Annotated in this window: 26 protein-coding genes; 10 read left to right on the forward strand and 16 right to left on the reverse strand. The window is 70.6% G+C overall.

Annotated elements, in window-relative coordinates; genetic code table 11:
- Positions 1 to 4: 4 nt before the first annotated feature.
- Positions 5 to 2,464, forward strand: coding sequence for an ATP-dependent helicase (locus ACEYYH_RS05495; protein ID WP_374977254.1), 2,460 nt, complete (start codon positions 5 to 7; stop codon positions 2,462 to 2,464).
- A 148-nt stretch (positions 2,465 to 2,612) separates the two neighbouring features.
- Here ACEYYH_RS05495 and ACEYYH_RS05500 read toward each other — a convergent pair whose 3' ends face one another.
- Positions 2,613 to 3,221 carry a MerR family transcriptional regulator gene (locus ACEYYH_RS05500; RefSeq protein ID WP_374977255.1) on the reverse strand — a complete coding sequence of 203 codons (609 nt, stop codon included), beginning with the start codon at positions 3,219 to 3,221 and terminating at the stop codon, positions 2,613 to 2,615.
- A gap of 76 nt (positions 3,222 to 3,297) precedes the next feature.
- On the opposite strand from ACEYYH_RS05500, the gene ACEYYH_RS05505 reads away from it, so the two are divergent.
- Positions 3,298 to 3,714: a hypothetical protein gene (locus ACEYYH_RS05505; RefSeq protein ID WP_374977256.1), complete on the forward strand. Its 417-nt coding sequence runs from the start codon at positions 3,298 to 3,300 to the stop codon at positions 3,712 to 3,714.
- A 23-nt stretch (positions 3,715 to 3,737) separates the two neighbouring features.
- Positions 3,738 to 4,934, forward strand: a complete 1,197-nt coding sequence (locus ACEYYH_RS05510) for an SseB family protein (RefSeq protein ID WP_374977257.1) — start codon at positions 3,738 to 3,740, stop codon at positions 4,932 to 4,934.
- A gap of 182 nt (positions 4,935 to 5,116) precedes the next feature.
- On the opposite strand, the gene ACEYYH_RS05515 is transcribed toward ACEYYH_RS05510, so the two are convergent.
- Genes ACEYYH_RS05515 through ACEYYH_RS05525 form a run of 3 tightly spaced genes read right to left on the reverse strand, consistent with a single transcriptional unit; the run spans position 5,117 to position 6,320 of the window.
- Positions 5,117 to 5,605: an IS3 family transposase gene (locus tag ACEYYH_RS05515; protein WP_374977258.1), complete on the reverse strand. Its 489-nt coding sequence runs from the start codon at positions 5,603 to 5,605 to the stop codon at positions 5,117 to 5,119.
- Entirely contained in the window at positions 5,524 to 5,988 is a 465-nt protein-coding gene (locus ACEYYH_RS05520) for an IS3 family transposase (RefSeq protein ID WP_374977259.1), read from the reverse strand. The genes ACEYYH_RS05515 and ACEYYH_RS05520 overlap by 82 nt, the downstream gene beginning before the upstream one ends.
- Positions 5,985 to 6,320, reverse strand: a complete 336-nt coding sequence (locus ACEYYH_RS05525; RefSeq protein ID WP_374978152.1) for a transposase — start codon at positions 6,318 to 6,320, stop codon at positions 5,985 to 5,987. Before ACEYYH_RS05525 ends, ACEYYH_RS05520 begins: the two co-directional genes overlap by 4 nt.
- A gap of 177 nt (positions 6,321 to 6,497) precedes the next feature.
- Here ACEYYH_RS05525 and ACEYYH_RS05530 point away from each other — a divergent pair, with 177 nt between their 5' ends.
- Genes ACEYYH_RS05530 through ligD form a run of 4 tightly spaced genes read left to right on the forward strand, consistent with a single transcriptional unit; the run spans position 6,498 to position 9,028 of the window.
- The gene (locus ACEYYH_RS05530) at positions 6,498 to 6,872 is read left to right on the forward strand and encodes an ArsR/SmtB family transcription factor (protein WP_374977260.1); all 375 of its coding nucleotides are present in this window, start codon (positions 6,498 to 6,500) and stop codon (positions 6,870 to 6,872) included.
- Complete coding sequence (locus tag ACEYYH_RS05535; protein ID WP_374977261.1) at positions 6,869 to 7,345, forward strand: SRPBCC family protein; 477 nt, start codon at positions 6,869 to 6,871, stop codon at positions 7,343 to 7,345. Before ACEYYH_RS05530 ends, ACEYYH_RS05535 begins: the two co-directional genes overlap by 4 nt.
- A gap of 30 nt (positions 7,346 to 7,375) precedes the next feature.
- Positions 7,376 to 7,945, forward strand: coding sequence for a dihydrofolate reductase family protein (locus tag ACEYYH_RS05540; RefSeq protein WP_374978165.1), 570 nt, complete (start codon positions 7,376 to 7,378; stop codon positions 7,943 to 7,945).
- A gap of 39 nt (positions 7,946 to 7,984) precedes the next feature.
- A complete protein-coding gene (gene ligD, locus ACEYYH_RS05545; protein WP_374977262.1) occupies positions 7,985 to 9,028 on the forward strand; it encodes a non-homologous end-joining DNA ligase in 1,044 nt (347 codons plus the stop codon).
- Positions 9,029 to 9,070: 42 nt separating this feature from the next.
- Here ligD and ACEYYH_RS05550 read toward each other — a convergent pair whose 3' ends face one another.
- From ACEYYH_RS05550 to ACEYYH_RS05580, 7 genes are all read right to left on the reverse strand, one after another.
- Positions 9,071 to 10,243 (reverse strand): serine hydrolase domain-containing protein, encoded by a 1,173-nt coding sequence (locus ACEYYH_RS05550; RefSeq protein ID WP_374977263.1) that lies wholly within the window; start codon positions 10,241 to 10,243, stop codon positions 9,071 to 9,073.
- A 120-nt stretch (positions 10,244 to 10,363) separates the two neighbouring features.
- Positions 10,364 to 11,410 (reverse strand): ATP-dependent DNA ligase, encoded by a 1,047-nt coding sequence (locus ACEYYH_RS05555; protein ID WP_374977264.1) that lies wholly within the window; start codon positions 11,408 to 11,410, stop codon positions 10,364 to 10,366.
- 53 nt (positions 11,411 to 11,463) lie between these two features.
- The gene (locus ACEYYH_RS05560; RefSeq protein WP_374977265.1) at positions 11,464 to 14,403 is read right to left on the reverse strand and encodes an AAA family ATPase; all 2,940 of its coding nucleotides are present in this window, start codon (positions 14,401 to 14,403) and stop codon (positions 11,464 to 11,466) included.
- 31 nt (positions 14,404 to 14,434) lie between these two features.
- Entirely contained in the window at positions 14,435 to 14,650 is a 216-nt protein-coding gene (locus ACEYYH_RS05565) for a hypothetical protein (protein ID WP_374977266.1), read from the reverse strand.
- Positions 14,651 to 14,886: 236 nt separating this feature from the next.
- On the reverse strand, positions 14,887 to 15,081 hold the full coding sequence (locus ACEYYH_RS05570; RefSeq protein WP_374977267.1) for a hypothetical protein: 195 nt from the start codon (positions 15,079 to 15,081) through the stop codon (positions 14,887 to 14,889).
- Positions 15,082 to 15,248: 167 nt separating this feature from the next.
- On the reverse strand, positions 15,249 to 16,412 hold the full coding sequence (locus ACEYYH_RS05575) for an AI-2E family transporter (protein WP_374977268.1): 1,164 nt from the start codon (positions 16,410 to 16,412) through the stop codon (positions 15,249 to 15,251).
- A 62-nt stretch (positions 16,413 to 16,474) separates the two neighbouring features.
- Positions 16,475 to 17,713 (reverse strand): acyl-CoA dehydrogenase family protein, encoded by a 1,239-nt coding sequence (locus ACEYYH_RS05580; RefSeq protein WP_374977269.1) that lies wholly within the window; start codon positions 17,711 to 17,713, stop codon positions 16,475 to 16,477.
- A gap of 144 nt (positions 17,714 to 17,857) precedes the next feature.
- Between ACEYYH_RS05580 and ACEYYH_RS05585 the strand changes: the two genes are divergently transcribed.
- Both ACEYYH_RS05585 and ACEYYH_RS05590 read left to right on the forward strand, forming a co-directional pair.
- Complete coding sequence (locus tag ACEYYH_RS05585; protein WP_374977270.1) at positions 17,858 to 18,802, forward strand: hypothetical protein; 945 nt, start codon at positions 17,858 to 17,860, stop codon at positions 18,800 to 18,802.
- Positions 18,792 to 20,516 (forward strand): Dyp-type peroxidase, encoded by a 1,725-nt coding sequence (locus ACEYYH_RS05590; protein WP_374977271.1) that lies wholly within the window; start codon positions 18,792 to 18,794, stop codon positions 20,514 to 20,516. The genes ACEYYH_RS05585 and ACEYYH_RS05590 overlap by 11 nt, the downstream gene beginning before the upstream one ends.
- A 19-nt stretch (positions 20,517 to 20,535) precedes the next feature.
- Here ACEYYH_RS05590 and ACEYYH_RS05595 read toward each other — a convergent pair whose 3' ends face one another.
- Positions 20,536 to 20,877 (reverse strand): YciI family protein, encoded by a 342-nt coding sequence (locus ACEYYH_RS05595; RefSeq protein WP_374977272.1) that lies wholly within the window; start codon positions 20,875 to 20,877, stop codon positions 20,536 to 20,538.
- Between the two features lie 76 nt (positions 20,878 to 20,953).
- Here ACEYYH_RS05595 and ACEYYH_RS05600 point away from each other — a divergent pair, with 76 nt between their 5' ends.
- Positions 20,954 to 21,376 (forward strand): DUF1801 domain-containing protein, encoded by a 423-nt coding sequence (locus ACEYYH_RS05600; protein ID WP_374977273.1) that lies wholly within the window; start codon positions 20,954 to 20,956, stop codon positions 21,374 to 21,376.
- On the opposite strand, the gene ACEYYH_RS05605 is transcribed toward ACEYYH_RS05600, so the two are convergent.
- The 4 genes from ACEYYH_RS05605 to ACEYYH_RS05620 all read right to left on the reverse strand — a co-directional run bounded on the left by ACEYYH_RS05605 (position 21,373) and on the right by ACEYYH_RS05620 (position 26,483).
- Entirely contained in the window at positions 21,373 to 21,762 is a 390-nt protein-coding gene (locus tag ACEYYH_RS05605; RefSeq protein ID WP_374977274.1) for an MmcQ/YjbR family DNA-binding protein, read from the reverse strand. The two genes, ACEYYH_RS05600 and ACEYYH_RS05605, sit on opposite strands and share 4 nt — an antisense overlap.
- Before the next feature lie 51 nt (positions 21,763 to 21,813).
- A complete protein-coding gene (locus tag ACEYYH_RS05610) occupies positions 21,814 to 22,926 on the reverse strand; it encodes an alcohol dehydrogenase catalytic domain-containing protein (protein WP_374977275.1) in 1,113 nt (370 codons plus the stop codon).
- A gap of 83 nt (positions 22,927 to 23,009) precedes the next feature.
- Positions 23,010 to 25,730, reverse strand: a complete 2,721-nt coding sequence (locus tag ACEYYH_RS05615; protein WP_374977276.1) for a cation-translocating P-type ATPase — start codon at positions 25,728 to 25,730, stop codon at positions 23,010 to 23,012.
- Positions 25,731 to 25,793: 63 nt separating this feature from the next.
- On the reverse strand, positions 25,794 to 26,483 hold the full coding sequence (locus ACEYYH_RS05620) for a TetR family transcriptional regulator (protein WP_374977277.1): 690 nt from the start codon (positions 26,481 to 26,483) through the stop codon (positions 25,794 to 25,796).
- Positions 26,484 to 26,488: the final 5 nt, after the last annotated feature.

Below are 26,488 nucleotides of genomic sequence, written 5' to 3' on the forward strand. Positions count from 1 at the left end.
GGCAATGACGGACGCCAGCACCCCCATCATCGTCGGCAGAGACATCGGCCCTCAGGCCCCCGGCGCACGCCCCGACGACGACCTGCTCGAAGGGCTCAACCCGCAGCAGCGGGAGGCCGTGACGTATCGCGGGCAGGCGTTGCTGATCGTGGCCGGCGCGGGCTCCGGCAAGACCAGCGTGCTGACGCGGCGCATCGCGTCGCTGTTGCGCAACCGGGAGGCGTGGCCGAGCCAGATCCTGGCGATCACGTTCACCAACAAGGCCGCCGGCGAGATGCGCGAGCGCGTCGAGCACCTCGTGGGCGACTCGTCGCGCGGCATGTGGATCTCGACGTTCCACTCGGCGTGCGTGCGCATCCTGAGGCGTGAGGCCGAGCAGTTCGGCTTCACCAAGTCCTTCACGATCTACGACTCGGGCGACTCGCGCGCCCTCATCAAGCGCCTCGTCAAAGAGCACGAGGCCGACGCCTTCGGGCTCACGCCGGCGGCGACGCAGTCGAAGATCTCGCGTTTGAAGAATGAGCTGGCGGATGCGGAGTCCTACGCCCGCTCCGCCAACATGTCGGACCCTGCCGAGCGCGTGTTCGTCGAGTTGTTCGGCGCCTACCAGCGGGAGCTGCAGAAGGCCAACGCGTTCGACTTCGACGACCTCATCGGGCAGACGGTGTTCCTGTTCCGCGCGTTCCCGCAGGTCGCCGATGTGTATCGCCGGCGGTTCCGGCACGTGCTGGTCGACGAATACCAGGACACCAACCACGCGCAGTACGCCCTGATCCACGAGCTGACGCGGCCGCCCGGATCGGATGCCGCGCCTCTCGCCGCGTCCGGCGGCATGATGATCTTCGAGCCCGAGCCGGCCGCCGAGGACGGCGCGTCGCTCACCGTCGTCGGCGACTCCGACCAGTCGATCTACGCGTTCCGCGGCGCCGACATCCGCAATATCAGCGAGTTCGAGAAGGACTACCCGGGCGCCAAGGTCGTGCTGCTCGAGCAGAACTATCGCTCGACGCAGAACATCCTGTCTGCCGCGAATGCGGTCATCAGCCACAACTTCGACCGCAAAGACAAGAAGCTGTGGACCGACGTCGGCGAGGGCGAGCAGATCGTCGGCTTCACCGGCTACTCGCAGCACGACGAGGCGCAATTCGTCGCCGACGAGATCGAGGCGCTGCGTCGCGGCGGCGTCGACTACTCGCAGATGGCCGTGTTCTACCGCACCAACTCGCAGTCGCGTGCGCTGGAAGAGATCTTCATCCGCTCCGCGCTGCCCTACAAGATCATGGGCGGCACGAAGTTCTACGAGCGCGCCGAGATCAAGGACGCCCTCGCGTACCTCGTCGCGGTCGCGAATCCGGCCGACGAGATGGCGATGCGCCGCATCATCAACCGCCCGCGGCGCGGCATCGGCGACGTGACGATCGAGACGATCTCGCGCTACGCAGCCGACCAGCAGATCACGTTCCGCGACGCGCTCGCCAACTCGTCGGCGCTGGGCGTCGGACCCAAGATCCAGGCGGCCATCGCGCATCTCGACGCGGTGTTGGCCGAGGCATCCGAGATCATGCTTCCCGCATCGGGCGAGCTCGCCCCGCCGACCGCGGTCGCCGAGGGCCTCACGCTGCTGCTGAACAAGAGCGGCTACTACGACGCACTGCGCGCCAGCAAGGACGCGCAGGACGAGGCCCGCATCGAGAACCTCGACGAGATGGTGGCCGTCGCCCGCGAGTTCGCGCGCAACAACCCCGAGGGCACGCTGCTGGACTTCCTCACCGAGGTCGCTCTCGTGTCGGATGCCGACGACCTCGAAGACGCCTCGGGCTCGGTGTCGCTCATGACCCTGCATACGGCGAAGGGCCTCGAGTACGACGCCGTGTTCGTCACGGGTGTCGAGGAGGACCTCATCCCGCACCGTATCTCGGCGGGGGAGCCCGGTGGGCCACAGGAGGAGCGGCGGCTGTTCTACGTCGGCATCACGCGTGCCCGCAAGCGGCTGTACCTGTCGCTCGCCATGACCCGCGCGCAGTTCGGCGAGGTGACGGTCGCGATGCCGAGCCGGTTCCTGCAGGAGATCCCGCACGAGCTGTTGCACTGGCGCCAGTCGCCGGGCGATGTGAACTCGCGCGGCGGCACGCAGTCCCGGGCGCTGAACGCGCGCCGGGGTTCGGGGTCGGGCTCCGGGTTCGGTGGTTCCGGCATCCGGCGCTACGGGGATGACCTGGTGCCGCTCGCGCGCCGCGAACCGTCGGGCAGTCTCGAGCGCTTCGCGAACAAGATCCCCGCGAAGGTGCGCGACAACGGCGACCTCGAGCTGGCGCCGGGCGACCGCATCCGCCACGACGACTTCGGCGAGGGCCGCGTCGACGCCGTCACCGGCGAGGGCGCCAAGCGCGTCGCCCACGTGCGGTTCGACTCGGCCGGCCCGAAGAAGCTGCTGATCAAGATCGCCCCGATCACGAAGCTCTGAATGCGGCGGGCCCGGCGTTCGTCCCCAGTTCGGGGCGTCTCGACTCGCAAGCTCGCTCAACGAGCGGATACCGGTCGTTGAGCGAAGGGCGCTCTGGCGCCCGAAGTCGAAACGCGATGGGTCGGCGAACGGGCCTGGGCCGGTCTGCTCAGCGGGCTTGGCCCTCGGCGAGCAGGTGGTGGTGCGCCAACCGGCGGAGAGCCAGCATCACCGGCTCGTACAGCGCGGTGCCGAGCACCGCATAGGACACCGCCTCGGCGCGTGACATGCCGGCCATCGGGGCCAGCTCTTCGGTCGCGACGCGGCGCATCGCGGTGCTGTAGCGGCCGAGCACGGTGGGGGAGGCATCCAATCCCGCCGCCTCCAGGGCCCGCAGCGCCTCGTCGAGCTGAGCGACCGCGGTGAAGTCGGCGTCGTACGTGAGACCCAACTCCGCGATGGCGGTCCGCGCCCGCGGATAGTCGTCGCGGTCGGTCTCGACATACGGCGGGAGGGCGCCCACGGCACGCCCCAGCGTCGCGATCGGGTCGTCGTCGGGGGTATCGATCAGCGCGAGGATGTCGCGCACACGCGACAGCGGAAGACCACGAACATCGGCCAGTGCGGCGATGAGCTTGAGGCGCGCCAGGTGCTCCTCGCCGTACTCCGCGCGCGTCGTGGAGACCACCTCACCGCGGGGGAGCATGCCCTTGCGGATGTAGAACTTCACGGTGGCGACGGGCACGCCGCTGCGCTCCGACAGCTCCGAGATCTTCATGCTGCCTCCTGAGTCTTGACATTGGATACTATAGCTATCCAATATTGGAGAGCGAAACTATCCAACGGAGGTCACGATGGACCCGATCCTCACGATCGTCGCGGGCGCGACGATCCTCACCGTCATCGGCATCATGTCGGGCGGCACCTTCCTGCTGCGGATAGCGACGCGTGGTCTGCCCTTCAACGGGCTGCAGAAGACCTTCTTCCGCGCCGGGCACGCCCACGCCGGCGTGCTTGTGACCCTCGGGCTCGTGAGCCTGCTCCTGGTGTCGACGGTCGGCGTGCCCGTGCCGTGGCAATGGGCGTCGGTCGGCGTGCTCGCGAGCGCGCTCCTGATTCCCGGGGGCTTCTTCCTGTCGGTGCTGGGGCGCGACCCGCAACGGCCCGGCCGGGCGATCGCGCTCCTGTGGGCCGGAGTCGTCGTGCTCGCAGCATCCCTTCTCGCCGTCGGCATCGGGCTGATCGTCGCCGGAGTCGCCGCGCTGGGGTGAAGCCGGCGGGTTAGGCTCGCACAATGGCATTGTTCTCGCGCCGTCCGAAGAAGCCCGCCGAGCAGCCGCCGACGTCCCCCGAGCCGTCAGCGGTCGATGAGGTCGCGGCCGACGCGGACGCCGCTCCCGCCGACGCTTCGCCGGCTGCCGACACGGTCGCCGCCGAGCGGTCCACGGGCGATGCACTCGCCCCGGAGACGGATGCTGCGACCGAGGCCGCGCAGGAGAGCCCCGCGCCCGACGCGCCCGTTGAAGCCGCGGACGCGGATGCTGCAGCATCCGTGTCCATCTCCGTCTCGTCGTTCGGCGGGCTCGGCGTGTCGCCGGCGACGTCCGCGTCGGCGGAGCTGCGCGAGCCGCGGTCGGGCGAGACCGTGCCGCCCGGGCCGAAGCCCCGCATGGGCGCCCGCGAGTGGATGCGCACGGCGCCCGAGCAGACCGAGACCGTGCCGGGACTGCGCGACAACGTGCTGCTGCGCGCCGCCCTCGGGCGGATCGGCGATGCCCCGGCATCGCAGGCGCTGCTCGACGTCACGCGACAGCTGCTGCAGGGGCACGTGTTCCTGCGGGTCAAGGGTGACGCGCGCACGCTCCTCGCCGAGGGGAAGGGGCTGCCGCTTGCGATCGCGAACTCGGGGGACCGCACCTTCGCACTCGTCTACTCGAGCGGCGCCGCCCTGCAGGCCAGCGTCAAGTCCGACGGTGACGCCGAGACGTCGGCGATGGGCCAGCCCGTGCTGACGGTGCTGCGGCACGTGTTCGCCAGCTCGTACGACGGGATCATCATCGACCCCGCGTCGTCGCCGTCGCGGGCGGTGCTGCCGAAGGAGCTGCTGCAGCGCGCCGTCGAGCAGGCCGATCCGCAGCTCACCGTGAAGACGCTCCTCGCGGCGGAGCGCACGCCGGACATCGACGCCAAGGTCGCCGAAGCGCTCACGCGCGTTCCGCTCTGGGTCGCCGTGGGCGTCTCCGACAGCGGCACGCCGGGGATCGCCGAGGGGCGCGACGCCGAGGGGCGCCGCTTCCTCGAGGTCTACTCGCACCCGCTCGAAGTCGCGGTCATGGGCCGCGGCGACAACGCGGGGCCGATCACTCCCGTCCAGCTGGCCAAGGCGCTCCGCACCGACGAGGGGCTCACGGGCGTCTTGGTCGACCCCGCGGGGCCGTGGATCCGGCTCAGCCGCGACGATCTCGCACCTCTCCTCGCCCTCGCGGACTGAGGTCGCCCCGGCTCGCCCCGGCTCGGCTTCGCTGCGCCCCGCCCGGCCCCGCCCGGCCCCTCCCAGCTCCGCCCGGCCCCTCCCAGCTCCGCCCCCCGTTCGACAGGTCAACCGCGCTTCCGCAGGACCGATCCGGCTAGGGCGCTCCGCGTGTCGTGGAGTCGGTCCCTGCTCCTTTCGTTTCAGGCTGCGATTGCAGCGGGTCGGGTTGTGAGTCGGGTCATGGTCTCGGCGGGGGTGGCGTAGCCGAGGGTCTGGTGCCGGCGTGTGGTGTTGAAGTGTTCGATGTAGTCCGCGATCTCTCGGGTCGCGTGGCGGCGGGTGGTCAGCTGCAGCCAGCGGAGTCGTTCGTTCTTGATCTTCGAGAAGAACGATTCCGCGACCGCGTTGTCCCAGCATTCGAAGTTCTCACCCATCGAGCGGCGGATGCCGTGACGGGTGCAGAAGCGGGCGAACCGTTTGGAGCGGTACTGGGTGCCGTGGTCGGAGTGGAAGATCGCACCGGGCTGGACGTGACCGGTCGCCTGGGCACGTTTCATGGCGGCGACGACCAGCTCCGCGGTCTGTCGTTTCCCGGTTGCCCAGCCGATCACCATGCGGGTGGCCAGGTCGATGACGGTCGCCAGATACAACCAGCCCTCCGCGGTGGCGACGTATGTGATGTCGCCCACCAGCACCGTCGGGGCCGGATCGTGTCGTTGAAGCGGCGCTGCACCAGGTCGGCGGGGTCCGGTGTGCGTCGGGCACGCGCGGCCGCCTTCCGATACGCGGCCCGGGCCGCGGGAGCCATCACGCCCAGATCCCGCATCACCGCGAGCACGGTCTTGTCGTTGACGCTGTAGCCGTCGGCGCGCAGTGTCGCGGCGATCTTGCGGTGCCCATCCGCGCGGCCGGACTGCACGAACGCACCCAGCACTCGCGAGGTCGTCTGCCACCGCCGCGATTCCCGCGCCGACAGCGGCCGGCTCTGACGGGCGTGATATCCGGACTCGGACACACCGAGCTTGCCGCACAGGTACTTGATCCCGAAGTCTGCCTTCAACCCATCGATCACTTCGAATTTCTCCGACGCAGTGAGATCGCCTGGGTGAAGGCCCGCGCTTTTTTCTCGAACTCGAGATCCTTCTCCAACTGCGCGACCTGGTTCTCCAGCGCCCGGATCCGCCGCTTCGCGGCATCCGTCATCGAGCCCTCCGGATCGATGTCCGCGTTGCGCGCCTGCACGACCCACTGGTTCAACGTCTTGTCATTGATGCCCAACTCCGCGGCGATCTCCAAGATCGTGCGCCCCTTCGACGACCGAACGATCCGCACCGCCTCGGCCCGCTCGGCCGGCGTGTACTGATGGCGCCCACCAGCCCGGGGATCCTTACTCCCTGAGTTCATCTCCTCCACAGGACCAGACTCCACCATCGCTGGGGCACCCCAGCGGGGTTCGCTCCTGTGGAAGCGCGGTTGACCTGTTGAAGGCCTGCGCGGCGTGGGGCGGCGCGAAGGGTTGACACCGATCCGAATGCGCGTGTTCTATTCAACATAAACGTTGATAAAGGGATGCGTTGAACAATGGACGATGACCGGCTCGATCGAGCGTTCGTGGCACTGGGCGACCCGGTGCGCCGCGCGATCGTCGCGCGCCTGAGCCGTGGGCCGGCGACGGTGGGCGAGCTCGCCGAACCGTTCCCGATCACGATGCAGGCGGTCTCGCGGCATATCAAGGTGCTCGAAGACGCCGGGCTCGTCACCCGGTCGCGCGAGGCGCAGCGGCGACCCGTCCACCTCGACGCCGCGGCGCTCGAACAGCTCACCGCGTGGATCGACCGCTACCGGCTCGACGCCGAGCGTGCGTACCGGCGGCTCGACGCAGTGCTTGCGGGCGCAGCATCCGTCCCTCCGATCACGACCCCTCGCAGGACCGACACGAAGGAGAAGGAATCATGAGCAACCCGCTCATCATCGAAGCCGTTCCGGGTACGTCGTATGCCGACATCACGCGGGAGTTCGAAGCTCCCGTCGAGGCGCTGTTCCGGGCGCATGCCGATCCGGAGCTGTTCCAGCAGTGGATCGGCCCCGGCGAGGAGCGCACCGAGATCACCCACTGGGACTTCCGCACCGGCGGCGGCTACCGCTTCGTGCAGCGCGACGCGAGCGGCGAGTATGCGTTCCGCGGCGTTTTCCACACGGTGCGCGAGAACGAGCTGATCATCCAGACGTTCGAGTTCGAGGGCTGGCCCGACGAGGTGAGCGTCGACTGCATCCGCTTCGAGGCGCTCGAGGGCGGCCGGTCGCGGATCGTCGACCACAGCGTGTTCTCGACCGTCGAGGTGCTTGCGAACATGCAGTCCGAGGGCATGGAGCGCGGCATGCGCGAAGGCTACGACAAGCTCGACGAGCTCCTCGCGGCGGAGAGCTGAGCCACGGGCAAGGTCGTGACGTCGGCGTCGATGTCGCTGGACGGCTTCGTCGCGCACGAGAACAACGACCCCGGGCGCCTCTTCGACTGGTACGAGGCCGGTGACGTCGAGGTCGTCACGGCGAGCGAGCCGGCGTCGTTCCACCTCACGCCGACCAGCGCGGACTACTGGCGCAGCTTCATCGGAGAACTCGGATGCCTCGTGGTCGGCCGCCTGCTGTTCGACATCACCGACGGCTGGAGCGGCGTGCACCCGCTGGGTGTGCCGTTCGTCGTGCTCACGCACCAGGCGCCGACCGACTGGGCCCATGCCCACACCGGGAACGCGCGCTTCGTGACGGACGGGATCGAAGCGGCCGTCGCGACGGCCCAGGAGCTGGCAGGCGACAGGACGGTCGCGGTGGCCGCCGGCACCGTCGCGGGTCAGGCGCTCGCCGCCGGGCTTGTCGACGAGGTCGCGATCGACCTCGTGCCCGTCGTGCTCGGCAGCGGCCACCGGTATTTCGCCGAGGTCGACCCCGCCGCGGTGCGGCTGGGCGATCCCACGGTGGTGATTCCGAGCAGACGCGTGACGCACATGGTGTTCCCGGTCGAGCGCTGAAGGGTGACGGATGTCGCGGCTCCCCGCTAGCGTCGGACCATGGCGTCCCCGCGCATCACCCTCACCATGGCCGGCCCTGACGGCGATCGCGAGGTGGGGATCTCGAACCCCGACCGGGTGATCTGGCCCGAGCTCGGCATCACCAAGCGGGAGCTCGCCGAGTACCTCATCGAGGTACAGGGGCCCTTCCTCGCCGCCAACGGAGACCGGCCCGTGTCGCTCGAGCGGTTTCCCGAGGGCGTCGACGGCGAGCGGTTCTACTCGAAGAACCCGCCGAAGGGGGCGCCGGCGTTCGTCGAGGCCCAGACGGTCACGTACAACAGCGGGCGGCGGCATCCGCAGATCATCCTCACCGAGATCGCCGCGGCGGTCTGGGCCGTGCAGATGAACACCATCGTCTTCCACCCGTGGGCGTCGCTCACGGCGAACACCGACAATCCCGTCGAACTGCGGATCGACCTCGACCCGCAGCCCGGGACGGATTTCGCGGATGCTGCCGCCATCGCCCCCGCGATGCGGGACGTTCTCGCCGAGGCAGGGCTGACCGCGTTTCTGAAGACGAGCGGCAACCGCGGCATCCACGTGTTCTGCCCGATCGAACCGGAGTGGGAGTTCCTCGACGTGCGGCATGCGGTCATCGCCGCCGGCCGCGAGCTCGAGCGGCGCCTGCCCGACAAGGTCACGATGAACTGGTGGAAGGAGGAGCGCGGCGAGCGCATCTTCATCGACTTCAATCAGGCAAACCGTGACCGCACGATGGCCGGTGCCTACAGCCCCCGCGCGCTGCCGACGGCGACGGTGTCGACGCCGCTCACATGGGACGAGCTGGCGGCCGGGGTCGACCCGGCGGAGTTCACGGTGCGGACTGTTCCGCAGCGCCTCGCCGACCTCGGCGACCCGTGGGCCGACCTGCTCGCGAAGCCCGGGCGTATCGACACGCTGCTGGAGTGGTGGCAGCGCGACCTCGACGACGGTCTCGGCGAACTGCCGTTCCCGCCCGACTTCCCGAAGATGCCCGGCGAGCCGCCGCGCGTGCAGCCGAGCCGCAAGAACGAGGCGAATTGGCCGAAGGACGAGGCCTGAGCGGGGCACACACCAGCTGCGGCGGGCGAGAACGCGCCGATCTCACCGGGAGTCTTCGGACAGGTCGGCGAGGAGCAAGGCGGCGAGCCCTACCGCCGTCGCACTCGCGAAGCCGTGGTTGCCGCGCGGATCGTCGATCGTGACCTCGGACGCGATCACGGCGACGGCATCCCTGACCGGATCGACGACCAGCGCCGTTCCGCCCTCGCCCTGGGCGTAGAACACCCCGCGCTGCGGATCGACCCACCAGTGGTAGCCGTAGGCGATCGTGCCGTATCCGACCGTGGCGACGACGGGGCTGGTCGCCTGGACCGCCCACGTCGCCGACACCACCTGCTCGTCGTCCCAGACGCCCTCGTCGAGCATGAGCTGGCCGATCCGCAGGAGGTCGGTCGCCCGCAGACGCAGGTGCGTGTAGCCGAGGTTCACCCCCTGAGGGTCGGCGGGCCAAGCCCCCTCGGCGTCCTGGTACTCCTGGAGAAGCACCTGCGGATCCCCGTCCGGCGTGAAGCGCTCCTCCCACAACGGCGCGGTGTCGATGTCGAGCGGGTCGAACAGCACCTCGTCCGCGAAGCGGAACGGAGACATCCCGGTCACCTCGGCGACGACGGCGGCGAGGACGTGCGTGCCCGGGTCGGAGAAGAGGAACCGGCCGTCGCCCGGCCCGCGGGCCGCCCGATCCGCGAGGATCGCGGCGACCCAGTCCGGCTGCGCGTACAGGTCGGCGGGGGTCCCCCGGATGTCGCGCTCCTCGGACATCGGCGCGAAGTTCGCCGTATGGGTGAGCACCGCCCTCAGCTCGATGGCCGCGGTCTCAGGGGTGAGGACGGCCGCGTAGTCCGGGAGCAGCTGGCCGAGGGTGGCATCGACCCCGGAGATGAGCCCACGATCGATGGCGATGCCGATGAGGGTCGAGGTCACCGCACGGGTGACGCCTCGCACATCCCACGTGTCTTCCGCGGTCGACTCCTGATACTGCTCGTACACGAGTTCGCCGTGCTGCTGTACGAGCACCGCCCGGACCGCATCCTCGCCGTACAGTGTGCCGAAGATCGTCTCGACGTCTTCGCGGATGGCTTCGGCCGGCTCCGGCTGCTCCGGAAGCGAGAGGGGCGACGAGCACCCGGAGATCAGCAGAGCCCCGATCACGGCGCACATCAGCGCGATCCGCGCGCCGGAACGACCGCGGGAATCCAGGTGGTCTCGGCGGGCCATGGATGCCTCCAACAGCTGCGACCCTGACCGCACGGTACACCCGCGCCGAGTCGGCGAACAGGCCACGGCTGCGGCATCCGCCCTCCGCCGCCGGCGCACGGCATCCGCCGGCCGCCGGAGTCAGACCAGCACGTCGGCCAAGTCGTACGCGGCGACCACCTCGAGCTGCTCGTACGTGCACGAGCGCGGGTCGCGGTCGGGGCGCCAGCGCTCGAACTGCACGGTGTGGCGGAAGCGCCACCCCTCGAGTTGGTCGTACCGCACCTCGAGGACGCGCTCGGGGCGCAGCCGCACGAACGACGAGTCGGCCCGGCCGGCCTGGAAGCGCGACTTCTCGCCCTCGCCGCGCAGCGCTTCGCCGTCGGCGTCGCGCTCGACGAGCGGGGCGAGCTCGTCGATGAGCTCGAGCCGGCGAGCGTTGCTCCACGCGGCGACGCCGCCGACGGGATAGAGGGTGCCATCGTCGGAGTACAGCCCGACGAGCAGCGAGCCCACGCCCTCGCCGGACTTGTGGATGCGGTAGCCCATCGCCACCACGTCGGCCGTGCGCGCGTGCTTGATCTTGAACATCGTGCGCTTGCCCGGGGCATACGGCTGGTCGAGCGGCTTCGCGACCACGCCGTCGAGTCCGGCGCCCTCGAACTCGGCGAGCCAGCGGCGCGCGAGCTCGGGGTCGTCGGTCGTGCGCGTGACGTGCACGGGATCGGGCACCTCGCGCAGCAGCTCGACGAGGGCCCGCCGCCGCGTCCCGAACGGTTCGTTCTGAAGGTCGCGATCGCCCACGGCGAGCAGGTCGAACGCGATGAACATCGCGGGCGTCGTCTCGGCGAGCATGTTCACACGGGACGCCGCGGGGTGGATCCGCTGAGACAGCGACTCCCAGTCGAGTCGTCGCCGGCCGTCGCGGTCGACCGGCACGACGATCTCGCCGTCGAGCAGGCACGGCTGGGGCAGCAGCCTGCTGAACGCCTCGACGAGCTCGGGGAAGTACCGCGTCAGTGGCTTCGCGCCGCGCGACCCGATCTCGACGTTCTCGCCGTCCCACGAGATCAGCGCGCGGAACCCGTCCCACTTCGGCTCGTAGCTGAGCCCGCTCGCCACCTTCGCCGGATCGGGAACGTCGGGCACGGACTTCGCGAGCATCGGCGCAGGGATCTCGTACGGCATGCGTCTCATCCTGCCGTTCCCCGCCGACACCCGACACCCCGGGTGTGCGCCCGTCAGACCGAGGTCGGTGCTGACGCCGAGGCCGCGTAGAGGGCGGCGGCCTCGGCGCGGTTGGCGGCGCCGATCTTCGCGAGGATCGCCGACACGTGCACCGACGCGGTCTTCGGGCTGATGAACAGGCGCTGGCCGATCTGCGGGTTGGTGAGGCCTTCGGCGATGAGCTCCCACACCTGCAGTTCGCGCGGCGTCAGGGTCGCGACGGCCCCGTGCGACGACTCGGCGTCCGAAGAACCCGGTGCGAGGCGGGCGCGCGCCGCAAGCTCCGCCGCCCACCGGCCGATGCGGGCGACACCCTCGCCGGGTGCCGTGGCGACGATGTCCGCGAGGAGCGTGGCCGCCGCATCGCGGTGGCCGCCGTCCAGCAGTGCGAGGGCGAGGCGGCAGCGGGCGACCTGCCGGTGCCAGACGGTCAGCAGCCCGCCGGCGGGCGCGTCGATCAGCGAGCGCCACACGTCGACCCGGTGTTCAGCAGACGCGCTCTCGGCGTCGGCGAGGAGCGCGCGGATGAACTCGGCATGGGCCAGCGCCGCTTCGTGATCGGGCCACGACTCGATCTTCCCGGTGAGTCGGTCTCGAAGCTCGGGGTCGACGGGCCGACCGGGGGTGAGGGTGAGGAGCGCTGCGGTGACGACGGCGTAGCGGCGCACGGCGGGGGTGCCGGTTTCGCCGTCCGCGATGTCGAACACGTCGGCCAGCACCGTGGCGAGCCCCTCGCCCGCGGTGCTCGCTCCGCGCAGCGTGAGCAGCGCCTCGGCGCGCTCGACCGCCCACCATCCGTGCTTGTCGGGGTAGCGCCGGCGCGAGTCCTCGATCGTCGCGCGTTCGGCCACGAGGAGCTCCTCGCGCTCGGCGTCGCGGTCGTCCCAGGTCAGGTGCGAAGCCAGCAGCCGCACGATGGACGCGCCATGCAGCGGATTCATCAGCCGTCGAGCGCGCTGGGCGTACCGTCGCGCGCTCTCGGGCCGCCCGGCCGCGAACAGCGCGAGCGCCAGTGCGTAGGACAGGCTCGGCCCTGATCCCCGTTCGATGCCCGCCCGGGTGATGTCTTCGTAGTGCTGGGTGCCGACGACGACGGCCTCGTCGAATCGCCCGACGCGCAGCAGCATGTCGGTGAGGGCGTTGCCCACGTAGGCCCGCATCGTCGGATCGAGCCGAAGCCCCACCGCTCGCTCGAGCGGGGCCAGTGCCCGGGGCTCGTCGCCCTCGTCGCCCGCGATGCGCCAGGCTTCCACCGTCAGCGCGACGGCGAGCGCGGCGTCGTCGCCGGCTTCGTCGGCGAGTGCGATCGCGCGCGCGGCGTGTGCCGCCGCCGCCTCGCCGTGTTCGTCGAGCGCGATGTTGGTGAGCACGCGTGACAGCAGGACACGCGCGCGAGGGTCGTCCACATCTTCGAGGAGCGCGACCGCCTCGTCCAGATCCTCGCCGCGACCACGGTGCTCGAGGTTGTACGTCTGCACGAAGCGCTGACGCAGGAGCGCGGCGCGCGTGACCGGGTCGTCGGGGCACACGCAGAGCCCCTCGGACGCGGAGCGGAGCGACCGCTCGGCATCACCCAGGTCATGCCAGGCCTGCGCGGCGTCGAGATGCAGTTCGGGAAGCGTCGTGCCGGCTCGGGTCGCGGCATCCGGAACCTGATCCCAGAGCTCCGTCAGCCGCTCGGCCAGCTTCGCCCGCGTCGCGGGTGAGAACCGGGACCGCGATCGGCGCAGCGCCGCGACGGTCGCGTCGAACGCCGCGGGGAGGTCGCGCGCGGCCAGCCAGTGCTCGGCGACCGCCGACGCGTCGTCCGGCGACTCGCCCCGATGCTCGCTCAGGTGCTCGGCATAGCGGCGGTGCACACGCACGCGTTCGCTCGGCAGCATCTCGCCTTCGACGGCCTCGCGGGTGAGGGCGTGGCGGAAGCGGTAGCCGTCGCCGTCGGCGAGGACGACGCGGCTGTCGACCGCCTCCCGCAGCGCGTGGTCGTGCGCGCGATCGTCGAGCGCGGTCACGGCCGCGAGCACGTCGTCGTCCACGTGCATGCCGCCGGCCGCCATCGTGCGCATCGTCTGCTGCGCATCGTCACCGAGGCGCGCGTAACGCGCGAGCACGAGCTCACGCAGGGTGTCGGGGAGGGCGCGGTCGCCGAGATCGACGAGCTCCTCGACGAGGAACGGGATGCCGCCGCTGCGCTCCGCGAGCGCCTCGACGACGCGCGGGTCGATGCCGCTCGCCAGCTGTGCGACCTGCTCGGCGACCTCGTCCGGCGTGAGCGGCGTCACCTCCACGCGCACGACGGAGCGCGTGCGGTCGAGCTCGGCGAGCACGGGGCGGAGGGGATGGAAGCGGTCGATGTCGTCGGAACGGTAGGTCGCGACGATCGTGAGCTTGCGACCCCTGAGCGTGCTGGCCAGGGTCTTGAGCAGGGCCATGGTGGCAGCATCCGCCCACTGCAGGTCTTCGAGCACGACGACCACGTGGCGGCGTTGCGACAGCCGCTCGAGCAGCACCTCGATCGCCTCGGCGAACTCGCCCGCCGGCTCCTCGGCTTCGGGCGTCTCGTCGGCGATACCCGGCACGAGGGCGGCGAGGCTCGTGATCGCCGCGGCGGAGCCTGCCGCCTCACGCAGAGCGTCGGTGCCGACGGCGGCATGCAGGTCGCGCAGCACCCGGCGCACCGGCCCGAACGGGGCGCCGATCGGCCCGAGGTCCACGCACTGTCCGAAGGCGATGACAGGCTCCTCGTTCAGGCTGGACCGGGCTCCGAGCGGGTCGGCGGTGACGAGCGCGAGGAACTCCTGCACCAGCCGCGTCTTGCCGACCCCCGCCTCGCCGCGCACGACGACGGTGCGCGGGACTCCTCCCACGCCGTCGTCGTACGCCTCCAGCAGGGCGGCGAGCTCGGTGTGCCGGCCGACCATGCGCGGGCTCGAGGGGAGAGCGGGCATGGTCATATCGTGGCACCTTCCCCAGGCCGGCGGAGCCTCATCGCGTGGCGACGAACGTCGTGCGCCGCGCCGAGCGGTGCGGCCACCAGAAGCGATGGTGGACGGATGCTGCCGCCGACGCGTGCCGTGCGGCCGGCGTGGAGTGCGACGCGGCGTCGCGTTCCGCGTGCTGCGCCAGCAGCGTCACCTCCCGACGCAGGTCTTCCGCGCGATGCGCGTCGAGCATCGAGGCGAGGTACGTCGTGTCGTTCATGTGCGTCTCCTGTCGGGCCGCCCGCCGAGGGCGGGCTCCTTCCTTACAGGCACGACTGTCCTCGCTAAGGGGTGGGGCGCTCATCGGGCGGATGCCCTATTCGCAGCATCCGACTCCTCAGATCCGGAATCCCCGCGCGACGGAGGAGGGCGAAGCCGGTGCCGGCTCCGCCCTCCGCGTGCGCACTCGCGTGGACGATTCGGGGTGTGCGGCCCCCCCGGTCTGCGAAAGCCGGGTCAGTGGCCGGCGATGGCCGCGGCGCCCCCGCCGTGGTGGAGGATTCCGCGGAACCATGCCGACAGCGGCCGACCGGCGGGGCGCGCGGGCGTCTGGCCGCGCTCGGCGTGAGAGCGCATGAACTCGAGCTCGCGGACGAGCTCGTCGACGCGCTGCTGGTGGATGATCTGGCCGGCGTACGTGACGTCGTACATGAGTGTCTCCTGTCTGCGGCGGAGCCTCGGATCGGTTCCGGTTCGTGCTGACAGTGATGACTTTCCTCGCTAAGGCGGGAGCCCCTCATCGGGCGATCGCCTTGTCTTGACGACCGCTGGTACCTTAGTGCGGCGCGTGGGGTGCCCTATTCCCGGCGGTCAGGTCCTCAGGCGCGTGCTCCGCCCGCCACCGGACGTTTCGGGCGCGCCCAGCGGGCGGGGAGGTCAGGACCGTCCCACACCTGCACCGCTCCCCAGGCCGCGGCGGCGATCGGCACGGCCAGCACGGCACCGACGATGCCGCCGAGCACCGTGCCCACGGTCAGTGCGACGAGGATCACGAACGCGTGCAGCTTCATCGAACGGCCCATGAGCACCGGCTGGAGGAAGTTGCCCTCGAGCTGGTTCACCAGGACCACGACGCCCACGACGAGAAGGGCGTTGACCCAGCCGTTGGCCACGAGCGCTACCAGCGCGGCGATGATGCCCGCGAGCGTGGCGCCGACGATCGGGATGAACGCCAGCAGGAAGGTCAGCACCGCGAGCGGGATCGCCAGCGGCACGTTCAGGATGAGCAGGCCGATGAGGATGCCGACGGCGTCGACGAGCGCGACCGTCGCGGTGCCCCGCATGTACGAGCCGAGCACGCCCACCGTCTTGTCGCCGATGCGCTCCGCCCGCAGGTAGTTCGCGCCGCGGAACGGGCGAAGCACGAACTCCCACATCTGCGGGCCGTCCTTCAGGAAGAAGAAGAGGATCGTGACCATCAGCACGAACCCCGTGACGAAGTTAACGACGGCGTTGACGCCGCGCAGAGCTCCGGACCCGAACTGGGCGCTGGTGACGAAGTCGATCACGGTCGCGAGCCAGTCGTCGAGCTGATCCTGCGACGGGGCGAAGGGCAGGGTCTGCACCCACGCGATCAGCTCCTGGCTGCCGTCGACCGCCTGCGCGTAGAGCTCATCCCACTGGTCCTGGACCGCCCACACGATCAGCCAGCCCACCCCCGCCAGCAGGACGGTGATGGCGAACAGTGCGATGACGGTGGCGAGCAGCGACGGCACGCCGCGCCGCCTCATCCATCCCATCACCGGCGCGAACGCGCACGCGAGGATCAGCGCGATCATCAGGGGGATGGTCACCAGCGTCAGGTACTGGATCGCGAAGACGATGCCCGTGAGCACCGTGACGACCACCAGGATCTGGACGCAGCGGATGCCGAGCCTGCCGAAGCCGTCGGCCCACAGGCTCCACGGCGCTCGTGTCGCGCGCGGCTCGACGTCGTGCGAGTCGAGGACGACGCGCTGAGGGTCGTTGCGGAACAGTCCCATGCGCCGAGGGTATGCGGGCAAGGGGCGCCGCCGGTGCGGGTTGCGCGCGAGTCGCGGGAGGACTAGGCGAAGGCGCTCATACCGGTGATGTCGCGACCGATGAGCAGCGCCTGCACGCTCTCGGTGCCCTCGTACGTGTGGATCGCCTCGATGTCGGCGAGGTGCTGCATCACGCCGTTCTCCAGCAGGATGCCGTTGCCGCCGAGCATGTCGCGCGCGGTCGACGCGATCCGGCGCGCGGCGCGGGTGTTGTGGTACTTCGCCAGAGACGCCTGGGTCGGGCGCAGCTCGCCGCGCTCCTCGAGGTCGGCCATCCACCGGCAGTACAGCTGCATCGCGGTGAGCTCCTCCAGCATGTTCGCCAGGCGCTCCTGCACCATCTGGAACTTCGCGAGGGGCTTGCCGAACTGGATCCGCTGCTGCGAGTACGCGAGCGCGGCCTCGTAGCACGCGGTCGCGTGTCCGAGGGCCGACCACGCGACACCCGAGCGGGTCGAGTACAGCACGGTCGAGGCATCCTTGAAGCTCTTCGTGCCCGGCAGCACGGCATCGGCCGGCACGCGCACGCCGTCGAGCACGATGTGGGCCTGATGGATGCCGCGCAGCGACGCCTTCCCCTGTATCACCGTGCCGGTGTAGCCCGGGGTGTCCTGCGTGACGAGGAAGCAGCGCACGGCACCGTGGAACTCGTCGTCGTCGGCTTCGACGCGCGCCCACACGAACGTGATGCCGCCCGAGGCGCCGTTGCCGATCCACTTCTTCGCGCCGTCGATCACCCATTCCCGGGTGGTGGCGTCCCAGTGGGCCACGGTCTCGAGGGAGACCGAGTCGGATCCGTGGTCGGGTTCGGTGAGGGCGAAGGATGCGGCGACCTCGCCGCGTGCGACCGGCACGAGCCAGCGGGCCTGCTGCTCGTCGCTGCCGAACAGCGCGAGGGTGCGCAGGGCCAGACCGCCCTGCACCGCGAGGACCGTGCCGAGCGAGCCGTCGCCGCGCGAGATCTCCATGTTCACGAGGCCGGCCGCCAGCGGCGAGAAGCGCGTCAGCGCCGGGTGCACGATGCCGTCGTTGAAGAGGTCGAGCTCGCCGCCGCGCATCGCGATGTCGAGTGGGTACTCGCCGGTGTCCCACGCGTCCTGCATGCGCGTGCCGACCTCGTCGACGTACGCCTGGGCCCGCTCCCACACCTGGCGGTCGGCCGCGGCGATGTCGGCGAACACGGCGTAGTAGTCGGTTCCGCGGCGGCGGGTGACGTCGTAGCCCTCGACGCGCTGGCCGGGGCGGGGCTGGAAGTCGGTCACGATCGGACTCCTGGCTCGAGGACGGGTGGTGCGGTCTCCGATTCTCGTGGAACTGAATCCCACAATCAATAGTACTCAGTGTCATGTGCCGCCGTCGGAATGTCCGGGCGCGGTCTGTGCGCAATCGCTGCTAGCTTCTCGACCATGGAACTGGCCCGGTTCTCGGCTCCCGCTCACCTCGACGACGTGGGACCCGGCTCGGCCTTCCCCGGGCATTGGCACGACCTGGTCAGCGGGCTCATCGCCGCGGCGACCGAGGTCAGCGGGGGCGGCAGGTACGTGAACCCGGTGCTGCGTCCCGGGCGACGTGATCGCGAGCGCGCGATCACGTGGACGGGGCTGTCGCGTCCGCTGCTGATGAAGCACCGTGACGACCGCCGGGTCGCGTACGCCGCGGCGGAATCGCGCGATGTGCAGATCGAGTATCTCGAGTGGCACGTCGAGAGGGTCGACGGCAAGATCGCGCGCGTCACTTTCACCACCGAGACCCCGGAGTATTGGATGCTGCTCGCCGCCGTGCACCCGGACGTCGTGCTGTCGCTCTACCGCCGACACGTCTCGCCCGACGTCGCCGAGGACGACCTCTTCCCGGGTGGTGGTGACTATGAGCCCCGGAACCGGTGGAACACGATGGACGGCATCGTGCACTACGTCATGCCCATCAACTCGATGGGCGATCTGCTCGGCGTCTCGCAGGAGATCGAGCCCTCGCAGCACGCCGTGGACGGATACGACGCGCTTCCGTACTCGCGGGCGACCGGCGCCGACGCCCGGATCAACTTCGACGTGTGGGCGCTGTCTCGTCAGGGGCTCTCCGTCGCCACGGCCGACCCGCCCGGGCTCTACATGATCGGCTGGGACGACTCCGGCTGGACGAAGCCCGACGGCACGCCGGTCGGCGACTACTGGACGATCGATCGCGGCGCCGCCGGTGCGGCTCTGCGGGTGACGTACGAGGTGCCGGCAGGGGAGGGGTTTGTGGTCGGCGACATCCGCATCGGCGGCAGGCCGATCGAGTTCGGCGGGCAGATCGCCGAGCACATCACGATGTCGGCGCACGTCGTGAGCGGGGGGTCGCATGAGCGATGAGGGAGCCCAGGCGCTCGCGGGGCTGATGGCCGCTGCCGTCCCGCGGCTCTCGGGCATCGAGCTGCCTGCGCCGGAACCGTCGACCGTGGCTCGCGCGCTCGACGGTGCTGGCTTTCCCGAGGGCGAGCCGCGCTTCGACGCCGCGACGACCGCCGACATCCAGGGCAACGTCCTTCCCGGGTTCAACAAGGATCACCAGCGGTTCCTCTTCCTGCGGATCGACGACGTCGAGGGCGCCCGGGACTGGCTGCGGTGGCTCGCGCCGCGGCTCAGCAGCATGCAGGAGGTGCTCGACTTCCGGCGCGAGTTCCGGCGGGAGCGACTGCGTACGGGGGCGACCGAACCCACCGCGAACGCGACGTGGGTCGCATTCGCGCTGTCGGCGCCGGCAGTCGCGAAGCTGCTCGGCGACGACGCGCTCGCCGAGATGAGCGACGAGGCGTTCCGGCAGGGGCTCGCCGCCCGCTCGACCTACCTCGGTGACCCCGCCGATCCCACGAGACCCGGGCATCGCGACCACTGGCGCGTCGGAGGCGAGGAGTCGGCGGCCGACTTCCTCGTGACGGTCGCGGCCGATGCCGCCGCGGATGCCGAGGCCGAGGCATCCGTGATCCTCGAAGCGGCAGCCCGGAGCGGCGTCTCGGTCGTCTTCGCCCAGGCGGGGGAGAACCTGCCCGGGAACCTCGGCGGCCACGAGCACTTCGGCTTCAAGGACGGCGTCTCGCAGCCCGGCGTACGCGGCGCGACCGCCGACGGCGAGCTGCTCGCCCCGCGCTACCTCGACCCGCGCAACCCGCACGCACGCATCTTCGGCAAGGCGGGGCAGCCGCTCGTCTGGCCCGGGCAGTTCGTGCTCGGGATGCCGCGGCAGGACCCCGCCGATCCGCTCGTCCCTGCGGCCGACGACGGCGCGTTCCCCGACTGGGCGCGCAACGGCTCGTACCTCGTGTGCCGGCGCCTGGCGCAGGATGTCCCCGCGTTCTGGGAGTTCGCCGCGGCGGCGGGCGCCGAGTACGGCACCGATCCCGTGCACGTCGCGTCGCTGATGGTCGGGCGCTGGCCCAGCGGCGCGCCCGTCTCGCGGACCCCGAGCCGCGACGACCTCGACCTCGCCGGCGACGAGTTCGCCCACAACCACTTCCAGTTCGACGACGACACCCGCGCCTGGACGCCGGCGCGGAGCCTCGTCGAGGGCGGCTACCGCGGCGACGACCACCCGAAGGCGCGCGCCGACGTGTTCGGCGACGTGTGCCCGATGGCCGGGCACATCCGCAAGGTCAACCCGCGCGACAGCGGCACCGACTTCGGCGCCCCGGCCGACACGATGATGCGGCTCATGCTGCGGCGCGGTATCCCGTATGGTCCGGTGCTGGCGGGCGTCACCGATCCGTCGCCCGAGCTCGTCGCCGCCGAGCGCGGTCTTGTTTTCGTCGCGCACATGGCCTCGATCGAGGACCAGTTCGAGTTCGTCACCCGGCGGTGGGCGAACTCCGCGCTGCAGCCCAACGCCGGCGGGCACGACCCTGTGATCGGCCAGGCCGACGTGTACGGGGCGCGCGAGCGGTCGTTCGAGGTGCGCACGCCATCCGGCGAGACGAAGAGGTTCGTCCTCGACCGCGAGTGGGTCACGGCGACGGGCGGCGGCTACTTCTTCGCCCCCGCGATCTCCGCGGTGGGCGGCCATCTGGCGGGGGAGGCGAGGAGCGCGGGCTGAGTCGCGGGTATCGGACGACTCAGCTTTCGGGGTCGTACTGGAACGCCCGCAGCTCCTGCGCGCACCGGCATGCGACGGCGATCTTCCGCGCCCACTCCACGGCCTCCTCACGGGACGGCAGCTCCAGCACGGTGTAGCCGCCCTCGAGCTGCGTCGTCTGCGGATACGTACCCTCCGTCACGGTTCCTTCGCCGTCGACCATGACCGGCGGGACGGTCTCGTCGATGCCGCCGCCGAACACCCAGACACCGGCATCCTTCGCCTCCTGCACGACCGCGTGCGAGGCGTCCGATACCGCCTGGAAATCCTCGGGGCTGAGGGCCATCGCTTCGCTCGGGAACGAGATCAGGTACTTCGTCATCGATTCGGCTCCTTTGTTCGCGGTGAGATCGACGCCCATCCTGGCCGACGCCATCGTCCGGCGCCATAATGGCGGCGTGAGCGAGATCAAGACCCAGGCGACGGATGCGGACGTGGCGGCATTCCTCGAGGCCGCGACACCGCAGCGGCGGCGCGAGGACGGCCTGGCCCTCGCCGACATCTTCCACGAGGTGACCGGGGTCGACCCCGTCATGTGGGGCCCATCGATGGTCGGGTACGGCAGCTATCGGTACGTGTCTCCGTCTGACCCCAAGCGGCACGGCGAGTGGCCGAAGACCGCGTTCTCGCCGCGCAAGGCGCAGCTCTCGCTCTACGGACTGAAAGACCTGCCCGCCGGGGCCGCGCTGCTGCCGGAACTCGGAAAGTACACAGAGGGCGCGGGCTGCGTGTACGTGAAGAAGCTCGACGACATCGACCTCGACGTGCTGCGCCGGCTGATCGCCATCGCGTGGGGTCGCGGCGACGACCCGCTGCCCTAACCCGCCTCGCCGTCGAACGCGCGGCGCAGGTACTTCGGTGCCTGTACGCGCCACGCCTCGGTGACCAGCTCGGCGAGGTGCTCGGCGTCGATGCCGGCCATGCGGAACGCGACCTTCGGTTCGCTCCACGGCGTCGTCGTTCGCAGGAACACGTCGGGCTCCATCTCGACGAGGGCAAGGGCGTCGATGGGGTCGGCGACCTTCACTCCGACCACGAGCTCGGACGCGATGATCGCCCGCATGTCGTCGGGGATGCTCGGCCATGGGTGGCACTCCCACGCGTAGAGCTTGCCGCGCACGAACCAGGCGGCGCCGCCCGTCGTCGCCCGCTCTTCGCTGCCCGGCAGCCCGGCCGCGGTGCCGCGCAGATCGTCGAGGGTGGCCACGCCCTGAGCCTACGGCGCCCCTCCGACGCGGCCGGGGCGGCCGTCGACCGGTCAGAAGGTGATCAGCTGGCGCAGCTCGCCGCCCGCGGCGAGCCGGTCCATGGCCGCGTCGAGGTCGTCGAGGCTGATGCGGGACGAGACGAGTCGCTCGAGCGGCAGGCGTCCCGCCCGCCACAGCCCGACGAACCGGGGGATGTCTCGGCTCGGCACCGCCGAGCCGAGGTAGCTGCCGACGACGGTGCGGGCTTCGGCCGTCAGCTGCAGCGGCGACACGCTCGCGCGCGCGTCGGGCGCGGGCAGCCCCACCGTGACGGTGGTGCCGCCGGGCGCGGTGAGAACGAGCGCGGTCTCGAACGCACGGGCGGCGCCGGCCGCCTCCACGACGACGGGGGAACGGATGCCGCGGTCCACCGCGTCCGCGGGAGTCAACACCTCACTCGCCCCGCAATCGCGGGCGGCGGCGAGCTTCGAGGGCAGCGTGTCGATACCGATCACCTCGTGGCCGAGCGCGACCGCGACGAGGAGTGCCGCCATGCCGACGCCGCCGAGGCCGACCACGATGACGCGGTCATCCGCTGCCGGGCGCCCGGCGTTGACGACGGCCCCGCCGCCGGTGAGCACCGCGCAGCCCAGCAGCGCCGCGATCTCGGGCGGCACGTCGGCGTCGACCGGCGCGACCGACGCCCGGCTCACCACGGCGTGCGTGGCGAACGCCGAGACGCCGAGGTGGTGGTGCACCTCCTGCGGCTCGCCTGCACGCTCACGATGGAGACGGATGCCGCCGCCGAGCAGCGTGCCCGCGCCATTGGCCGCCGAGCCCGGTGCGCACGGCAGACGCCCCTCGGTGAGGCATCCGTCGCACTCGCCGCAGCGGGGCAGGAACGTCATGACCACGCGATCGCCCACGGAGAGGTCGTCGACGCCGTCGCCGAGCCGCTCGACGATGCCCGCGGCCTCGTGCCCCAGCAGCATCGGGACCGGGCGCACGCGGTTGCCGTCGACGACGCTGAGGTCGGAGTGGCACACGCCCGCGGCCTCGATCCGCACGAGCACTTCCCCGATGCCGGGCGGGTCGAGCTCGAGCTCGCCCACCGTGAACGGGTGCGTCCTGGCGAACGGCGGTTGCGCGCCCGAGATTTCGAGCACGGCTCCGGTGATCTTCATGCGACCTCCTCGTCGTGCGACCGTACCTCGAACGAAGAACGCGCGCCCCCATTCGGGTGGCGCGCGTTCGTCGTGTGCGTGCGTCAGGCCTGCGCGGCGTGGCGGCGGAGTCGGGCGCGACGGATCCACTTCTCGAGCTCGACGACAACCGGCACGATGAGGGCGAGTCCGAGGGCGATGAGCCATTCCGTGCCCGACAGCCCGGTCGTGCCGATCAGTCGTTGCAGGAACCCGAGCTCGACGGCGGCCACCGTCAGCACCAGAGGGATCGACAGCCACTTGACCGCGATGAGGATCGGCGGCGTCAGCCCCGACTGCGGGTCCCGGCGCATCACAAGCCCGCCGAAGATCGACCCGAGCGCCGCGATCACGAAGGTCATCGTCACCGGCACGTTGGGCTCTGTCGAGCTCGCCTCGTCGGGCCAGATCAGCAGCGGCACGAGCGAGGTGATGAAGATGAGCCCGCCGTAGAAGAACCACATGATGACGGCGGCGCGGTTGGCGATCGTCTTCTTCGGGTCGCGCGGCGGCAGCTGCATGATGCCCTCGGGCGCCGGGTCGAGCATGATGACGATCACCGGGAAGATCGTGATGAAGAAGTTCAGGAAGAGGACCATGATGGGCGTGAGGGGCACGCCGTCGTTGATGTCGAAGACACTGGCCACGAGGAACAGCAGCACCAGCGAGAACAGCTGCGCCATCTGGTAGCGCACGTAGCTCACGATCTTCTCGTAGATCGAGCGGCCGAGCCGCACCGCTGTCACCAGGGTGCCGAAGTTGTCGTCGACGAGGATCATCTTCCCCGCCTGCTTCGTGACGTCGCTGCCCGAGCCCATCGCCACGCCGATGTCGGCCTGCTTGAGCGCGGCGGCGTCGTTCACGGCGTCGCCGGTCATCGCGACGACCGCGCCCTGCTCCTGCATGAGCCGTGCGAGGCGCAGCTTGTCTTCGGGGGTGACGCGGCCGAACATGTGCAGGCGCGGGAGCGCCGCCTTGAGCTCGTCGTCGCTCATCGCCTGGATCTCGGCGCCGCTCGCGGCGCCTTCGCCGAGCCCGAGCTTCGCACCGATCGCGGCGGCGGTGATCGCGTGGTCGCCGGTGATCATGCGGACCTCGATGCCGGCTTCGCGCGCGATGCGCACGGCCTCCTTCGAGGATGGGCGCAGCGGGTCGATGATGCCGACGAGACCGACGAACGTGAGATCGGACACCGCCGCCATAGGGTCATCGACCACGGGGGCGTCGGGCGCGAAGCGGCGGAACGCGAACGCGAGGACGCGCAGCCCCTGCTCGGAGAGCGAGCGGTTCGCTTCGAGGATCGCGTCGCGGCGGTCGGCGATGGGCACGACGCCTTCCATCGTCGCGACCGAGCTGCAGCGGTCGAGCACGACGTCGGGACCGCCCTTGACGTAACCGACGAGGGTCTCGACGCCCTCCACCGGGATCTCGTGGAACGTGCCCATGAACTTGTACGCCGAGTCGAACGGCACCTCGGCCACGCGCGGGAACTTCGAGCGCGTGAGCTCCGCGTCGACGCCGAGCTTGGCGGCGAGCACCACGAGCGCGGCCTCGGTGGGGTCGCCGATCACGGCGCCGTCGTCGGAGACCGTCGCGTCGCTGCAGAGGGTGAGTCCGAGGGCGAGCTGGTGGAACTGCGGCACCGGCAGGCCGGCGACGTGGCGCACCTCGCCGGTCTTCTCGTAGCCCGAGCCCGCGACGGTGAACCACTCGCCGCGGTAGTACAGCGACTCGACCGTCATCTCGTTCATCGTGAGCGTGCCGGTCTTGTCGGAGTTGATGGCGCTGGTCGCGCCCAGCGTCTCGACATCCGTGAGGTTCTTCACGACCGCCTTGTGCTCGGCGAGCTGGCGTGAGCCGTACGAGAGCATCGCCTGCACGAACGAGGGCATGCCGGTCGGGATCGCCGAGATCGCCATCGAGATGCCGAGGAGGATCACCGACGTGATCTCCTGGCCGCGCAGCAGGCCGGTGATGATGATGACCGCCACCGCGCCCCACGCGATCCAGCCGAGCACGCCGGTGAGCGAGTCGAGCTCGCGCTGCAAGGGGGACTTGGCCGGCTTGACCGCCGAGAGCATGGACGCGATCCGGCCCATCTGCGTCTGCATGCCGGTGTCGGTGATGACCACCGTCGCCGTGCCGCGGGTCACCTGGGTGTTCTGGAACACCATGTCGGTGCGATCGCCGAGAGTGGTCTGCGGGTCGGTGAGGGTGCCGGCATCCTTCGGGATGGGGGCGCTCTCGCCGGTGAGTGCCGCCTCCTGCGTCTCGAGCGTGGCCGAGCGCAGGATGCGCCCGTCGGCAGGAACGATGTCGCCCGCCTCGAGGGCGACGATGTCGCCGGGGACCAGCGTCGTGGCGTCGACCTGGGCGAGCGCCCCGTCGCGCACGACCTTGGCCTGAGGGATCTGCATCTTCGACAGCGCGTCGACGGATGCCTTCGCCTTCAGCTCCTGCCGGGTGCCGAGCACGATGTTCAGCACCACGAGGGCGCCGACGAGGATGCCGACGCTGATCTGATCAATGAGCAGGCTGATGATCGCGACGGCGACCAGCATGACGTTCATCGGATCCGCGAGCTGCTGCAGCGCCACCTGCCAAGTCGACGGCTGCTTCTCGGCGGCGATCGAGTTCGGTCCGTGCTCGGCGAGCCGCTGGGCGGCATCGGCGGCGGTCAGGCCGTGGTCGCGGTCGCTGCGCAGTGCGGCGACGACGGCGTCGGGGTCCTGCGTGTACCAGGGGGCTTTGCCCGCCGTGTCCGGCGGGGTGTCCACGGTGCTCATGGCACGAACATACCGCCGCGCCGAGAGCGTGCGACGACGAATTCCAGCGACGCGCCGCGGTGGTCAGTCGTCCAGTCGTTCGCGAAGCCGACGGGCCACCTCGGCGGTCGGCATCGACCGCGGGAACACGGCCACCACGACCTTTTCGGCCGCGGGATCCGCCTCGCTGTCGGGCAGCACGCCGAACCGCCGGCGGGCGTCGTCGAGGGCCGTGCGCAGCACCGAGACGGGCACCTTCTTCGGGCCCCGGATGAGCCGGCGCAGCACGTGGTTGTGGATCGCGGTGATGAGTGCCGAGAATCCCACCGCATCGAGCGGGTCGAGGCCGGGCAGCGACGCGCGCAGGTACTCGTCGAAGAGCCGCTCGTACCGGAACACCGTCACGATCTCGCGATCGCGCAATGCCGGGACGCCCCGCACGACCGCATAGCGTCGCCGGGCCAGCTCGGGGTCTGCGGCGAAATGCGCATACACGAACACGGATGCCTCGCACACGGCCGCCCACGGATCGCGATGCGGCTGCGCCAGGAACTCGCGCAGGCGCTCCAGCAGCAGCTCGTGGTCGGTGAAGACGACGTCGTCCTTGCCGCCGAACTGCCGGAAGAACGTCGAGCGCGACACGCCGGCCGCCTGCGCGATCTGCTCCACCGAGGTCTGGTCGAACCCCTGCTCGGCGAACAGCTCGAGCGCGGCGGCGACCACGGCCGCGCGGGAAGCGGCCTGGGAAGCGGAGGCGGCAGCGGTGTCGGACATCTCGG

Source organism: Microbacterium trichothecenolyticum (genome assembly GCF_041938625.1).
Lineage (GTDB): Bacteria > Actinomycetota > Actinomycetes > Actinomycetales > Microbacteriaceae > Microbacterium > Microbacterium trichothecenolyticum_D.